At 59.5% G+C, this 14978-nt stretch carries 13 protein-coding genes and 1 tRNA gene; 7 read left to right on the forward strand and 7 right to left on the reverse strand.

Annotated elements, in window-relative coordinates:
* The first annotated feature begins 39 nt into the window (after window positions 1–39).
* Entirely contained in the window at window positions 40–2274 is a 2235-nt protein-coding gene (locus tag HER32_RS16860; RefSeq protein WP_168682716.1) for a hypothetical protein, read from the forward strand.
* A gap of 127 nt (window positions 2275–2401) precedes the next feature.
* On the opposite strand, the gene HER32_RS16865 is transcribed toward HER32_RS16860, so the two are convergent.
* Window positions 2402–2749, reverse strand: coding sequence for a hypothetical protein (locus tag HER32_RS16865; protein WP_168682717.1), 348 nt, complete (start codon window positions 2747–2749; stop codon window positions 2402–2404).
* Between the two features lie 125 nt (window positions 2750–2874).
* Window positions 2875–3621 (reverse strand): hypothetical protein, encoded by a 747-nt coding sequence (locus HER32_RS16870; protein WP_168682718.1) that lies wholly within the window; start codon window positions 3619–3621, stop codon window positions 2875–2877.
* 162 nt (window positions 3622–3783) lie between these two features.
* Between HER32_RS16870 and HER32_RS16875 the strand changes: the two genes are divergently transcribed.
* From HER32_RS16875 to HER32_RS16885, 3 genes are all read left to right on the forward strand, one after another.
* On the forward strand, window positions 3784–3987 hold the full coding sequence (locus HER32_RS16875; RefSeq protein WP_168682719.1) for a hypothetical protein: 204 nt from the start codon (window positions 3784–3786) through the stop codon (window positions 3985–3987).
* Between the two features lie 232 nt (window positions 3988–4219).
* Window positions 4220–6424 (forward strand): penicillin acylase family protein, encoded by a 2205-nt coding sequence (locus tag HER32_RS16880; RefSeq protein ID WP_168682720.1) that lies wholly within the window; start codon window positions 4220–4222, stop codon window positions 6422–6424.
* Between the two features lie 161 nt (window positions 6425–6585).
* Window positions 6586–7293 carry a porin family protein gene (locus HER32_RS16885; RefSeq protein WP_168682721.1) on the forward strand — a complete coding sequence of 236 codons (708 nt, stop codon included), beginning with the start codon at window positions 6586–6588 and terminating at the stop codon, window positions 7291–7293.
* 69 nt (window positions 7294–7362) lie between these two features.
* On the opposite strand, the gene HER32_RS16890 is transcribed toward HER32_RS16885, so the two are convergent.
* From HER32_RS16890 to HER32_RS16910, 5 genes are all read right to left on the reverse strand, one after another.
* Window positions 7363–8685: a site-specific integrase gene (locus HER32_RS16890; protein ID WP_168682722.1), complete on the reverse strand. Its 1323-nt coding sequence runs from the start codon at window positions 8683–8685 to the stop codon at window positions 7363–7365.
* Window positions 8686–8859: 174 nt separating this feature from the next.
* A tRNA-Leu gene (locus HER32_RS16895) sits at window positions 8860–8941 on the reverse strand.
* Window positions 8942–8965: 24 nt separating this feature from the next.
* Window positions 8966–9496 carry an iron-sulfur cluster co-chaperone HscB C-terminal domain-containing protein gene (locus tag HER32_RS16900; protein WP_168682723.1) on the reverse strand — a complete coding sequence of 177 codons (531 nt, stop codon included), beginning with the start codon at window positions 9494–9496 and terminating at the stop codon, window positions 8966–8968.
* 53 nt (window positions 9497–9549) lie between these two features.
* The gene (locus tag HER32_RS16905) at window positions 9550–9867 is read right to left on the reverse strand and encodes an antibiotic biosynthesis monooxygenase family protein (protein WP_317169644.1); all 318 of its coding nucleotides are present in this window, start codon (window positions 9865–9867) and stop codon (window positions 9550–9552) included.
* A 41-nt stretch (window positions 9868–9908) separates the two neighbouring features.
* On the reverse strand, window positions 9909–10703 hold the full coding sequence (locus HER32_RS16910; RefSeq protein WP_168682724.1) for an S-adenosyl-l-methionine hydroxide adenosyltransferase family protein: 795 nt from the start codon (window positions 10701–10703) through the stop codon (window positions 9909–9911).
* A gap of 129 nt (window positions 10704–10832) precedes the next feature.
* Between HER32_RS16910 and HER32_RS16915 the strand changes: the two genes are divergently transcribed.
* The 3 genes from HER32_RS16915 to HER32_RS16925 all read left to right on the forward strand — a co-directional run bounded on the left by HER32_RS16915 (window position 10833) and on the right by HER32_RS16925 (window position 14919).
* Window positions 10833–11939, forward strand: coding sequence for a PhoH family protein (locus HER32_RS16915; RefSeq protein WP_232066292.1), 1107 nt, complete (start codon window positions 10833–10835; stop codon window positions 11937–11939).
* Between the two features lie 159 nt (window positions 11940–12098).
* On the forward strand, window positions 12099–12533 hold the full coding sequence (locus HER32_RS16920) for a GNAT family N-acetyltransferase (RefSeq protein WP_168682725.1): 435 nt from the start codon (window positions 12099–12101) through the stop codon (window positions 12531–12533).
* A 157-nt stretch (window positions 12534–12690) separates the two neighbouring features.
* A complete protein-coding gene (locus HER32_RS16925) occupies window positions 12691–14919 on the forward strand; it encodes a ComEC/Rec2 family competence protein (protein WP_168682726.1) in 2229 nt (742 codons plus the stop codon).
* The last annotated feature ends 59 nt before the right edge of the window (window positions 14920–14978 follow it).

Consider the following 14978-nt stretch of genomic DNA (forward strand, 5'->3'; position numbering starts at 1 on the left):
TTAGACCGCGTATCAATACTTATACTTCGTATCTGCCGCATGAACGAGTCATTAATCAAGGTGGGGCTGCGGCAGAAGGCAGTGTACGTACCCTCATTGCCGGCAGAGTCCACTACGGCTGCCCCGGCAGCCGATACGGTTCTACTGGTAGCCAACCTGGCGAAGCTGGGGTATGCCGCAGCCGAGCCCTTGCGGCAAGCCCTGATGAATACTACGACCGCGTTTCAGGCCCAGCTGCTAGCCGTGCTGCGCGAGGTAACCGGCACGGATAAGAACTGGACACCGCTGGTGAAGGGCTGGGATAAACCCACGGGCGAAGGCCGCCTCGACCACTTGGTAACCTGGCTGACCAATGTGTTTCAGGGCAAGGGCACCCGCCTGCCCTGCGGCCACCTCATCCCACCCAATACCTTCTCGCTGGAACGCTATAACGGCTGCCCCTTCTGCGGGACACCTTTCGAACAGGCCCCCATTGAATACACCGGGCAGGGAAGTAAGCTGAAAGAATTGGGCTTGTGGACCGATGTTGAGGTGGCCGGCTACCTGCGTGACCTGCTGGAATCAAAAACGGCCCTCGATGCTACCCAGCAGGACAGCCTGCAACGCTTGTTGGCCGTGCTGCCCCTGCCGGCCGACGTGGTCATTGCCATGAAGGAAACCCGCCTGGCAGTCATCGACGCCTACGTTCAGCTGGGGCAGCCTGACAAAGCCCAGGCATTCTTCACTTCGCCCACTGACATCCTGCGGTATCTGTGGTTCAAGAAAACCGGCTTTGCGCAGCTGGTCGAGCCCAAAACCATTATTCGCAAACAGCAGCGTAACGGCGCCCACGTCCATGCCCCGCTCGACCGCAGCGCCCAGGCTCGGGTGCAGGCCACGGCCGACCTAAAGCTCAAATACAGCCGTCCGGAAGCCGCCATGGTGGCCGACTGGCTTAATGCTTTGCCCCAGAGCCCGGCGCAGCTCTGCGAAATCATGCACCCCAAGCGGGGCATGTGGGTGCGCTTTATCCGGGCCCTGCGCCTAGCCGAGTACAGTAAGAAGGCCGGCCGCACCAAGCTGCGCGAAATGCTGGATCTGTTTTACAACCAAACCTACCCGGTATGGCAGGGCCGCGTCAACCATTTTCGACTGCGCGTGGATGCGCCCCAAACCTTTGCTCTGCTCCAGCAGCGGCCGGGGCTGTTCGCCCGGTCCCTGTTTGCCAACATGATTTGGTTTGGGGCCGAGCCCGCCGTTGCTGCATTTGCTCAGATCATTGACCAGGTGCCGGCCCGACTGGTGTTCACCCTGAACATGTACGCCGACACCTACTTTATCAAGAATGGGAAGCGCGCGGTCAAACCGTTGGGCGGCGCTAGCAAGCAGATTCCCACCAATCACCTGCTCGATATGTACGATGAGCGTGAGCTGGAAACCATGCAGGCGGCTGTTGCCAGCCTATGCCTGCTGGCTATGGAGCGGCGGTTTGCTGCTCAGCCCACCACGCACCGCACCATCTACATCGACCCGGCCCTCTACAAAATTCCCGTCGCCATTGGCGACCGTAGCGAAACGGTGCAGGACCTGCCCGCGGCCCTGATGGGCACCCGCTTCCCCGTCGAGGGTGATTCCGTGCGCCTGTTTATGCAATGGGGGGTGGGCCTGCCCGCCCAGCATCTGGACATGGATTTAAGCTGTACGGTGTCGTACGTAGGTAGCACGGAAAGATGCTCGTTCTCGCAGCTGGTTGCCACGGGCTGCAAGCACAGCGGAGACATCCAGTCTATTCCAAACCAGGTGGGTACGGCCGAATATATTGAGTTGGATCTGCCAGCGCTGCAGCAGGCGCAGGCCCAGTACGTCACTTTCACCTCCAACGCTTACAGCTACGGGGCTCTTTCGCCCAACCTGGTGGTGGGCTGGATGAGCAGCCAGCACCCGATGCGTATCTCCAGCAGCGGCGTCGCCTACGACCCTTCCTGCGTGCAGCACCAGGTGCGGGTAACCAAAAGCCTGTCCAAGGGCCTCGTTTTTGGGGTGTTGGATGTAGCCCAGCGCGAGATTGTGTGGTTAGAAATGTCGTTCCAGGGTCAGTTGGTGCAAAATCTCAACGTGCGCGGGGTGCAGACCTTGCTGCGAAAGCTGGAGAGCAAGTTGAGCATCGGCCAGCTGCTGGCAATCAAGGCCCGGGCCCAGAACCTGCAGATGGTGGAAACCGCCGAGGCGGATGAAGTGTACTCCACCACTTGGGCGATGAACACGGCGGCCGTCACCCAATTGCTGGTCGATTAAGCAGCCGGTAGCTCGTCAGCTTTCCAACTACCGGCATCAACAACTCCGGTCAGGGTAACTGACAGGCATAAAAAAACCAGCTGGACTCGCACGGAGACCAGCTGGTTTTCCAGCCCCTGCCCGGTTTCTACTCTCCAAACAGCGGATTTGCCGGCAGCGCCTGCCCACCGTTGCCATTCGGTATCGGGTTAAACAACACGACCTCTTCTCCGGGAGCACTCTGCGCCAGGTGGTCAAGCAGTACTTCCTGCCCGCTGTCCGCGTGCAGCGCCTGGGTCAGCAGCGTATAGCGACTCACATCCACGTTATAGAGCTGGTTGAGCTCATTCATCTGGGTGGCTGCGTCCTCAGCCGCCCCAATGGCGTCAGCGAGCAGCTGGGTATAGCGTCGAGCTTTTCTGTCAGCGGAGGCCCGCTGCCGGATAGCGCGCTTCATGCGGCGCCTAAACTGCGCCTGGTAAGGAGTGAGAGCCATGGTATGTAAGTGAGAAGTCAGATAGTAGAAATAAGACAGGAGGAAGCCGATAAACAGAGAGGTGAGGAGTGGAGCAAGGCCGTTGAACGGCACTTACTTCTAACTTCTCACCTCTCAGTTCTACCTTAAGCCACGTACTCAATAGCCAGCGGGTTGGTGCTGTTGTTATTGAGGGCGTAGTACTTATTGCTGACCTGCTGGTAGAAGTTAATGCCGACCACACCCACTACCAGATCAGCTGCCGCCGGAACGGCCGCGAAGGAAGCCACCATCGTCTGGTTGGTCAGCGCCGCGCTGTTCAGGGGCAAAATGCCCAGGGGAGAGGCTACCTCCGCATTCCGGAAAGTCAAGGCCTCCATATCCAGCGCCGACGCGGCAAAGACCACTTCGAAGTGGGTGGCGCCCTGCGGAGCGGCAATGTCGCTGCCCGGGTTCAGGCTGGGAATGCTCAAAGTCACGTTCGCCCCGTTGCCCGTCACCTCGAAGGGGAAGTACATGGTCTGCCCAATGCCGGCCGCGGCGTTGAAGTTGAAGCCCAGCAGCGGCGCGGCGTTGGACTGATCAAACACGCGCTGGCCCCGTTCATTCGTTTCGTCCAGGCCAATGACTTCGCGCATCACCTTGGTCAGGCGCGAGGCAACCCGACTGTCGCTGGCGGCCGAAATGGCTACCCGCAACGAGTCGCGCAGCACCTTGCTGTACTTGGCGGCCAGGCCAAACTCAGCGGCATTTTCGCGGGTACGAGCCAGGCCAGGAGCGCTGGCGAATGCGGCCTTGTTGCTGGCCGGCTTTTGCGAAACGGAGCCATCCTTGCGGAAGACGAGTCCGCCCACCGTGCCCTGCAGGCCCAAGATTCCAGTTTGTTGTGCCATAATGAAAAGTTAGTTGAATAGAACGCGCCCGTTTTGCCACTATTGGCTGACGCACAGCCTGCGTTCAAGGCTAATGCGCTGTTGCTGGGCTGAAATACTTCAACTAAATTTGACAATACTAGGCCCGTGCCCCACTAAACCCGCTTTAGCCCACCTTACTCCATGTTGCGCATTTGCCTTTACCCCAAAGACGTAGCCGCCCTCACTGGCCGCAGCTACGATGCGGCCAAGCGCCTCGTGCGGCGGGCCCGTCTCGCCGCCGGCAAGCCCGCCGGCTCCCTCGTTACCGTGCAGGACTTCTGCCGCTTCACCGGCCTCGATGCCGCCGAAGTAAGCGCCGCCATAAACGGTTCCGCTTCCCGCTAGTTCGCCCCGTACTCCAAGGCACCTCGAAGCGTACTTGAAGCCACCTTAGAGCAGGTAATGCTAGCTGAAGATAGAAACCGGTGGGCCAATAGACTAATGGTTCATCACCTTGTGGCACCATTGGCATCAGAGCCAAACCCTAATATTTGATTTTAACGATACATTTTACGCGGCGAAATGCTACGTTTGAATGGCCCGGCCCGGGCTGTTGACTTACTTTTTTCGACCCGCAATGAAGCCTTTCTACTTGTTGGCGCTGTTGCCCTGGATGGCGGCCGCACAACCCGCGCCGCCCACCGCCGAAACCGCCGCCTGGAAAAAGCAGGCCCAGGCCGTGACCATCATCCGCGACGAGTGGGGCGTGCCCCACATCTATGGGAAGACGGACGCCGACGCGGCCTTTGGCCTCCTGTACGCCCAGGCCGAGGACAACTACTGGCAACTAGAGGAAAGCACTGTGCGCAAGCTGGGCCGGCTGGCCGAGCTCTATGGGGAGAAAGAGCTGGGCAGCGACGCCGCCATGGCCCTGCACCAAACCGCCGCCCAAGCCCGGCAGGCGTATCGCCAGGGCCCAGCCAAACTGCGCCAGCTCTGCGAGGCGGCCGCCGCCGGCCTGAACTACTACCTGCTCACCCACCCCCAAGTCGAACGCCGCCTGCTCACCCACTACGAGCCCTGGCACCTGCTGCTGTTTGCCGGCCCCGATGGCGCCAGCCACGGCATCACCCTGGCCGAGCGCCGGCGGCTGGGGCTGGGCGGGATGGGTGGCGCGGGGGAAGGAGCCGAAGGCTGGGAGCTCCAGCAGGCAAGCGGCTCGAACGCCATGGCCATTGCCCCGGCCAAGTCGGCCTCGGGCCACAGTCTGCTGCTCATCAACCCGCACGTAGCCTTCTTCGGCGACAACCAGCGCTACGAGGCCCACCTGGTCAGCGAGCAGGGTCTCAACGCCTCGGGTTTTGCCATGCTGGGGCAGTTCTGGATTTGGTCGGGCTTCACCGCTACTACCGCCTGGGCCCACACCAACACGGCCTCCGACTTCGACGACGTGTACCTGGAAACCTTCGACCATCCCACCGACTCCACCCTGTACCGCTACGGCCCGGGCTACCGCGCCGCCACGCTCTGGACCGACACGCTGCGCTACCGCACGCCCGCGGGCCTGCAAAGCAAGGTCTACCGCTTTCGGCGCACCCACCACGGACCCGTGCTGGCCCGCCGCGGGCCCAACGGCTGGCTGGCCGTCCGCTTGGCCACCCAGGATTTTGGCGGCTACGCCTGGCAGGCCTGGTGCATGAGCAAAGCCCCCACCCGGGCCCGCTTCGAGGCCGCGCTGCGCCAGCGCCAGCTGCTCACCAACACCATGTATGCCGACGCGCGCGGCAACATCGCCTACTGGCACGGCAATGCTGTACCCCGCCGCAACCCGGCCTTCAACTGGATGATCCCCGTCGACGGCAGCAACCCGCAAACCGAGTGGCAAGGCCTGCACAAGCTCGACGAATTAGTTTACGCCGTAAACCCATCCAGTGGCTGGCTGCAGAACTGCAACTCGACGCCCTACCAGGCGGCCGGCGCCGCCAGCCCGTCGGCGGCACGCTACCCGGCATACCTGGCCTACGATCCGCAGACCTTCCGGGGCGTAGAGGCCGTTCAGCAGCTTTCCGCGGCGGGCCCGCTCACGCCGGCCGGCCTCTGGCAAATCGCCCGCAGCACGCACTTGCCGATGTTCGCCGCTTGGCTGCCGCCCGTGCTGGCCGCCTACGACCGCCAGGCCGCCCAGGATCCTGTCCTGCGGGCAGAACTGCAGGCCGTAGCCGACACGCTGCGCGCCTGGAACCACGCCGCCGCCGTCGGCAGCCGGGCCACCACGTTGGCTTACGCCTGGGGCCAGCAATTCAGCGCGCTGGTAAACAAGCAATTCCCGCCCAGTGTGCCCTACTATGCCCCGACCATCGCGCCCTACTTGCACGGCTTGCAGCTGCCAGTGCCCGACAGCGCGGCGGTGGCCATGCTGCGCGCCGGCACTTCCGACCTGACCCGGCGCTACGGCACGCCCTGGGTTCCCTGGGGCGAAATCAACCGCTTGCAGCGCGTGCACAGCAGCGGCACGCAGGAAAAGTTTGCCGATGCGCGGCCCAGCCTGCCGGTGGGCGCATTCTCCAGCGGGGCCGGATCCTTGTTTGCCTTCCGCACGCGCCCAGAAAACGGGCAGAAACGCCTATACGGCTTCGGGGGCAATACCTACGTGGCCATCGTGGAACTGGGCCCGCGGGTCAAGGCGCAGTCCGTCGTCAACTTCGGCCAAAGCGCCGACCCGGCTTCCCCGCACTACTTCGACCAAGCCCCGCTATACGCCTCTTCCCGCCTCAAAGACGCCTGGTTTTATCCCGAAGACGTGAAGGCCCACGCCCGGCACACCTACCACCCGGGCGAGTAACCCAAGCCCTGAATGGCAGTCAGGCGTAGCACATAATGGAAAATTGGCAATAAGTAGCCTAGCCCTTGTGTCTAGTGACATCGGAGGTTCGGTTGTGTACTTTTTATGGTGCCGGATACGTATAGATAACTTTGCCTGCACTTTCTTCTACCTTCGTTTCTATGAAATATATTCTACTACTAGGATTGGTTATTGCTAGCCTAAGTGTGTCGTATGGGCAAGTATCCGTTAGCGTGGGGCCCCGCGTGGGCCTGAATGCAGCTACTGGCAAGTATACCAATAACTGGCAGTACGCGACTGAATACCTCTTGCGAGGAGAAGCTGGAGTAACCGCCAATGTTGGGTGGCAACACTGGGCGCTGCAAGCCTCCGTGTTATATGCGCAAAAAGGTTACCGTATCAATGATGACCATACCTTCTCTGATGGCCGCCAGTGGATTACGCAACACACTTCTCAGCTCAACTACCTGACCTTACCGATGAATGTGGCCTTTTCCCTGAAACCTGATGGCCAAGGTCTACAGGTATTTGCCGGCGGATATGTCGGGAAATTAGTGAACGGTCATTCGTCCTATGATGTCCGGCTGGAATTAGATCAAGAAGTCTTTGAGGCGCACGGCGAAAAAGATATCGAGCCAGGGGATGCCTACAAGCTTGGGCCAAAAAACCAATCGAAGGGCTTGGATGCAGGCCTGCAGGCTGGTGTAGGCTACCGGTACAACAACTTGTTGGTACAGGCAGGTTATAGTGTTGGCCTGGTAGACCTGGAGCCTTCTTCCAAGCTCATTGTCCCCTACGATATAGTTAAGGCCACTTACTACAACCGCGTAGGCCAGGTGTCGATAGCGTACTTCTTAAAGCTGAAATAGCTCACCCTTTTCCTGTCCTTTGCTGCCGGTAATTGCCACCGGAATTTCGGGGTATTGATCCTAGCTGAACTAAGCCGCGGTCATCACCGAGCAGACAACCCCATCTGGTGCGGCTTCACCGGGCGGAGTAATCGGCCCATCCCAGGCAGCCCGCATTGCCTGGTGCTGCAGCTCCTCCACCACCTGCGCATAGCGCATGGTATTCTGAATCTTGGCGTGGCCCATCACCCGCTGCAATACCGTTACGGGCATTCCCCGCAACAGGCTTTGCACCGCGAAGGTGTGCCGGGCTGTGTGCATGGTCACCAGCTCATATAAGGGCACGGCCGTTTTCACTACCTGTCCGCCAGCCGTGCTTACCACTTCCACCGGGCGCGACAGCCCTGCCAGCTGCGTAATCTTCTTTAGGTACCGGTTCATCGGCTGGTTGGCCAGCACCGGAAGAAGGCGGGCCCCATCAAACTGGCGCTCCGGGGTCGCATACTTATCCAGTATCTCCGCCGCCAGCCGGCTCAGGTAGATGCTCACGGTCGCCCGCGTCTTGGTCTGGATCAGCCGCAGCACCCGGTCTCCGTTGCCATCGGCTCCTAGGGTATGCAGATTGCCGGCGTGCAAGGCCGCCACGTCGGAATAACGCAGGCCTGTGTAGCAGCAGAACAGAAATACGTCCCGCGCCGGCTCTAAATTCTTCGGCAGCTTCACTGCCACCAGCGCCGCCAGGTCGGCGCCGTTCAGGTACGTTTTGGCCTGATCGGTGTACTTTACTTCCAGCCGCTTGAGTTCCAGCCCCAGCGTGAGGCCTCGCTCATCCTGCGCATGCCGCAAAAAGGTTTTCAAGTCCTTGAGTAGGGTGTACACCCCGTTGGCCGATAAGCCGCAGCCCGTCCGCAGGTAGCTCACGTACGCATCATGCACCGCCGAAGTATAACCGGCCAGCACTAGCCCCTTGCGCCGGGTCTTTCCCAGAAAGGTCTCCAGGTGGTTGCACGCCGTTTTGTAGTGGCGCAGCGTGTGAAAGGCATACCCCCGCCCGGCCAGCACGTCCCGGAACTCCTTAAAGCGGGCCACCAGCGTAGGTTCTTCCTTCACCACCTCGGCTGCCGGGTTCACCGCTTCGCGCATCAGCGCCAGGGTCGGCGCGATATTCGCTGCCCGCAGCTCCCGGTACTTGTCTTCCAGCCGCCGCACCAGGGCGGCTAGCCCCAGGTTGGCCGAAGTGTAGCCCGGGAAGGAGCGCCGGAACTCCTGTTCCTTCTCATTCCACTGACGTGGCTCGCATCGCTCCTTGGTCGAGCAGCGCAGCCGTAGCCCGTCGAAGTAAGCCGATACGTAGACGGGCACCGTGCCCGCCTTATCCTGTTTATCATGCCGCAGCTCAAACACAACTTTCATAAGACTTAGAAAAAGAGGTGGCGTAGGAGGTGGCGTAAAGGCATCAGTAAGTCTGGGTAAACCCATAAATAAATCCTGATTGGCCTAAACGCAAAAAAGCCTCAAAAACTGCATCTGTTGCCAGATTTACAGCTTTTGAGGCTTTATTTTGGTCGTGCGATTTGCACTAGTCAGTACCCGGAGCCGGAGTCGAACCGGCACATCTTTCGATATCGGTGTTTGAGACCGACGCGTCTACCGGTTCCGCCATCCGGGCGTTAAATCCGTGCCTGTCGGTAGCTCAGGAACGGGGTGCAAACTTAGCCAGACTTTCGCGAATGCGCAACAAATAGCGCTTTTTAAGATAATAGGTGCGAACCTGCTTGAGGGCTTGCGGCTGTTTATCAACCGGAAGCGTTTCATAGCCAGCAAGTACCGGCTCAATGCCAGCGTCCAAGGCTTCAGTAAGGGTGTTTACTTCCGCTTCAACACGACGCAGAGTTGCGCCATCTGGCGCAAATTCCAGCTCCATCAGCTGCTCGTTCAACTCCATCATTTCCATGAGGAAATCGGACGGAAGGTCCTGCTTTCCCTCTTCCAGCAACCCATGACTTTGCAGGATATATGCCATGCGTGAGTCAGGGTCAGAAAGGGTACGGTAGGCATCAGTGTTAAGGGTGGCTAGCCGGAGAATCTCGGCCTGGTGTTCAGCCGGAGCATTCGCGTGGAAATCGGGGTGGTATTCCCGGCTGTAAGCGTAATACTGCCGCTTTAAAGCCGCTGTATCGGGGAGAAATGATTCGGGTAGCTTATAAAAGTCAAAATAGTTCATGGGCAGAGGAGAAGGCAGCAGGGGGCTGACAGCATAAGTTGTGGTTGTAGAGACTAGTAACCATTGGGAGTTACCTCATTTACGGAAAAAGCCTGGGCCGGAGCCGAAAATAGGCGCTTTGTAGCAGGCCATACTCGCCCAAACAACGCAGAGTGGCGGTAGTTCTCCAGCGCAGCTGGCGTTTCCCAGTGACTGTAGGTGCAGAATACGTGTGGATCATCGGCATCTTGCCAAAGCGCTAAGTGCCGACAACCAGGCTGTGCACGAATCAACGGCTCATACTCTTGAAAGAGCACAAGAAAGTCGGCAACCTGTTCGGGCCTAAAGGTCATACGAACAATCCGGATTAACATCTTAGCAGCTTGAGTCATAAAAAGTTATATGGTTAACATAATAAATAAACAAAAGATAACTAACTAATTGTAAAGACATTGAGATAGGGGAGGGGGAAGCGCACATCGACCTGGGAATCGAAGCTGAGGCCTAGTAACTCGGCGGCATTACCTTGATTGATGCCAATGCAAAGCCGGTCCTGGCTGTTGAAAATGCAGACAGCCTCGCCCGGGTCCGACGCCTGGAAATGGGGCAGGATGTCGCGCACCGTTTCCCGGCCGAAGTGAACGGTGCACGAGCGGCCATGACCTACGGCTTCAATTGCAGTGCGCGTGATATCCGTAATCAAATTACCGTAGTGGTCCACGTGAATCACGTGACCCGTAATGCGGTGGTCCTGCAGGCGTAGCTGCCGGTTGAGCAGCTGATACTGCGTAGCCGCCGGGCGGCCCAAATCAGCGAGGTTGCCTCCCCGGGCCAGGTGCACCGCGGCTGGTGCCAGCACATCGCGCGTGGGCGAAGCCGTGGGGCCCAGCGAAGAAAGCTCTACCAACTCATCGGCCTGCCCATCGGTAAGCAATGGCAGCAAGCCGTTGTCGGCCACGACGAAATAATGCCCCTGGTAGCGGGCAGCCCGCCAGCCGCCCGAGCCACGGCCCCAGTCGCTGACGCCGATAAGATGAACCGAACCGGCCGGAAAATCATTATATACTGCCCCGAGAACGTGAACGGCGTGCGCGATGTTGAAGGGTTCAACAGCATGGGTAATGTCAAACACCGCTTGTTGTGGGGCCAGTTGCAGAATCCGCGCTTTCACCGCCGCCACATAATGGTCGCGGTAGCCGAAATCTGACAGAAACGTAATCAGCCCCATGCCTAAAATGCTGCGTTCTTCGTACTATTGTTTACCCTGGTGAAGGCGGCAAAAGTAGGCGTTTTGACGCGAACCAACGCATTCTGCCGGGCTTCTTCTTTTTTTATACACTGCTAAAAACACCCTGATTTGGTCGAGAAAATCATCACGCTCGAAAACGTGTCCCTGGTTGATTTCCTGGGGGCTGATAACCAGAACATTCGGCAGTTGGCGGCTGCTTTCCCCGGGAGTAAGATTATCTCGCGGGGCAATGAAATCAAAATCCAGGGCCAGACGGCCGTCATCCAGCGCATCAACGATATTTTGTCGGCCCTGATTGAGCACTACCATGAGTACGGGCAGGTAACCGACAAGACCGTGAACCAATACATTGGCGCTTCCGACGAGGAGCGGGAAGAGGCGCGCCTGGCGGCCTCGCCTGATGTTATTCTGTTTGGGGCCAAGGGCGGCGTCATCAAAGCCCGGACGGCCAATCAGCAGCGCCTGGTGGATGCTGTCATGAAAAACGACCTGGTATTTGCGCTGGGGCCGGCCGGCACGGGCAAAACGTACATTTCCGTGGCCTTGGCGGTGCGGGCGCTCAAAAACAAGGAGGTCAAAAAAATTATCATTTCCCGCCCCGTGGTGGAAGCCGGGGAAAGCCTCGGCTTTTTGCCCGGCGACATGAAGGAAAAGGTGGACCCCTACCTACGCCCGATCTACGACGCGCTGGAAGATATGCTGCCCCCCGAGAAGTTTAAGTTCTACCTCGAGAACAAGACCATTGAAATAGCCCCGCTGGCCTACATGCGCGGCCGCACGCTCAACAATGCTTTTGTACTGCTCGACGAGGCTCAGAATACCACCCCTTCGCAGCTCAAGATGTTTTTGACGCGGATGGGCCCCTCGGCGAAGGTGATGGTGAATGGTGACCGTAGCCAGATTGACTTGCCCACCAAGCAAAAATCCGGGCTAAACCAGGCCTTGGATATTCTGCGCGGGGTGAACGGCATCGGGTTCGTGGAAATGAATTCGGAAGACGTGGTGCGTCACCGCTTGGTAAAGCAGATTGTGCAGGCCTACGACCGGTTTGATACGGAGCAGCAGAAGGAGCAGGCCAACCGGCCACCCCGCGAGCATATCCCGTATCGGCGGCCGGGCGGCCCGGCTCAACCTACCGACCCGGCTAAGCACCCGGATGCTCGCCGGGAAGACGATGGCATGCAGCAACTGCCCGTCAACCACGAGCAAGCCTAGTCTGGTCTAGCACACGCTGACGAACAAAAACAACTACCTGCTTCCGCGGGCAGTTGTTTTTGCTACCGATTACTTACGGTCCCTTAGCTGCGGGTATTTGCCGCCAGCTAGCGGAGTAGTCGCCAAATTCCTCCTTTATTCAGTACTCCTTAGTTTCCCATGCAAGCTTACCGCATCACTTTGCCTGCCGAACTCCAGGAGGCTTTTGCTATTCGCACGGCCGTTTTCGTGGACGAACAACAGGTCCCGCGCGAAGCCGAAACCGATGAACACGACCATACTGACGCCATCCACTACCTAGCCCGGACCGACGATGGCACTCCTTGCGGGGCGGCGCGCTGGCGGCCCACCAGCCAGGGCGTGAAGCTGGAACGCTTCGCCGTGCTGGCCCCCTACCGAAGCCAGGCCGCCGGAGCAGCCCTGGTAACCCAGGTACTCCAGGATGTAGCTACCGCTTACCCGAATGCTACCGTGTATCTGCACGCGCAGCTGCCAGCCGTGCGCTTCTACGAGCGGCATGGCTTTGTGAAGGACGGCCCCCAGTTTACGGAGTGCGATATTGAGCACTATAAGATGCGGTGGCAGCGCCCGTAAAGCCGGTACAGAAACTTGAATAAAAAGCCCCGGGCAAAGCTGTCCGGGGCTTTTTGTTTCCCTGGGCTTGGCGCGCCGTGACTTGACTTGCTCGGTATTTTTCTACAGATTATTCCTCAGATAGTTAGCTATGGTTACAGCATAATCTTTGAACAATATGATACAATGGGCCCCGTACGCCTTTGTGCGCCTGACGCTGGCACTGGCGGCTGGCATTCTTACCTATTTGTATTACGGGACCAGCCTGCCCCCGCTTACCGGCCTGGTTATCGGGCTGAGTATCCTATATGCTGGTTTGCAGCTGTGGGCGGGCCGCAAGGCTTCACCCGCCCTACTCGATGGGCTGGGCTTGTTGGCGCTGGGAGTGGTCTATCTGGTTGGCCTGACCCTCACGCAGCAAGCCACCGAAAGCCGGGCCCCCAATCATTTGCTACGATTCGGCAACCGCATCGAGTTTTACCGCGCGGTGGTTGATGATTATACCGTAATCCGCCCGGCCACATACGCCTCCACCGTGCGGGTTTCGGCGGTGCGCGTAGCCGGGAAGTGGCAAGCGGCCGTTGGCAGTATTCGCGTGTCCATTCCCCGGGACTCAGGCAGTACGGTGCCCCAATACGGTGATGTATGGCTGGTGCGCGGGGCGCCTGCGCCCAGCAAGGCTCCGCTTAACCCCGGCGAGTTTGACTACCGCCGCTACCTGCAGTATCACCAGGTCTATCACCAGCAGTTCATTCACCCCGATCAATACCTGAAGCTCGGGGTAGATGTGCCCAGCCAATGGACGGCGCTGGGAATGCGCGCTGCCCGGGTTCTGGATGGCGTATTTCGGCAGTATGTGCACGCCAAGCGGGAATACGCGCTGGCCTCGGCGCTGGTGCTGGGTATCAAAGACGACGTAGACCAGGAAACCCGGCAGGCCTATGCTAATACCGGTACTACCCACATCATGGCGGTATCGGGGCTGCAGGTGGGGCTGTTGTTTGCGGCCGTTACCTGGCTGCTGAGCTTGTTGCCCGGGCGCCGCGGCCCGCTGTTTCGGTTTGGTACCGCGGGGCTGGGTTTAGCCGTTATCTGGAGCTATGCCCTGTTGACGGGCCTCTCGGCTTCGGTGCTGCGGGCAGCCGTGATGTTTACGTTCATTATTGTGGGGCGGGCTTCCGGCAGGCAGAGCAACATCTTCAACACCCTGGCCTTGGCCGCCTTTGCGCTGCTGTGCTACAACCCGTTCCTGTTAGTAGATGTTGGGTTTCAGCTGTCCTTCCTGGCCGTGCTCAGCATTGTGTACCTGCAGCCGCGCATTGTGGCCAGGCTGAGGGTAAGAGAGTTCTTCCTGGACCAGCAGCGCCCTTGGCAGCCAAAGGCCGTGCAAAAATTCTGGAAAGCCAGCAGCTGGTTTTGGGATATGGTCTGGCAGGCTACGGCCCTCTCACTCGCGGCGCAGGTAGCTACGTTGCCATTGAGCCTGCACTACTTTCACCAGTTTCCCCTGAGCTTTCTGGCCTCCAACCTGATTGCGGTGCCTATTTCCAGCGCGGCCGTGTATGTGGGGCTGGCTTTGCTGGTTGTGAAGGGCTTGGTAGCCGTTGTGGCCCTGGCGTTGCCAGCGGTGGGGGCGTGGTTGAACTGGCTGCCGCAAGCCATAGGCTTCGTGTTTGAGTGGATGATCTGGTTCTTCAACGAGTATATCTTCTGGGTGGGGCAGGCCTTGCCCGGGGCCCTACTCAAGGAAATTCACCTGTCGGCGTCGCAAACCTGGCTGCTGTTTGCCGGCATCATGGCCCTGCTGATTTTCTTCGAGGTCCGGCACTTGGCTTGGCTGGGGGTAGTGTGCGCCCTGGCCGGCGTACTGGCCGGCAGCAAAGTGTGGGCTGCCCGCCAGCTGGCCGACGACCGAAAGCTGGTAGTATACAGCATTCCGCGCCGCTCGGTGCTGGGTTTCTGGCAGGGTCCCGCTGGGGATATCGTCATGGCCGATTCGCTGCCTCTCTCCGAGACGGAACGCACCTACCGCATTGTGCCCGGCAGTATTCAGCGGGAAGCACGACGGGTGCTGTACTTCCAGGGCTGGCCCCAGGCTCCTGTTCCCGCCCGGCGCCTGGGGCAGACGACTTTGCTGGTGTGGCATGGCCTGCGCGTTCTGCTCATCGACGGTAGACTAGCGGCGGCCCGCCAGCCTAGCCGGGCAGATGTCATTATTTTGCGGCGCAACGCGCGGGTGTGGCCCGAGCAGCTGGCGGCGGCTTTTGGTACGGCTGCGCCCGTCGTGTTCGACTCTTCCTGTAAATCCTGGTACGTAGCGCGGCAGGACTCAATCCTGCGGGCGGCTGGTTTCCGTACGTATGACGTCACGATGCGCGGGGCGTTCATCGTGGCGCCCCGGCGGTAGAGCGGCTCCTCAAACCTCTTAACCGAAAACTAGCGTACAAAGCGCCAGCGGGGTATTCA

Source organism: Hymenobacter sp. BT18 (assembly GCF_012273015.1).
GTDB classification, from domain to species: Bacteria; Bacteroidota; Bacteroidia; order Cytophagales; family Hymenobacteraceae; genus Hymenobacter; species Hymenobacter lutimineralis.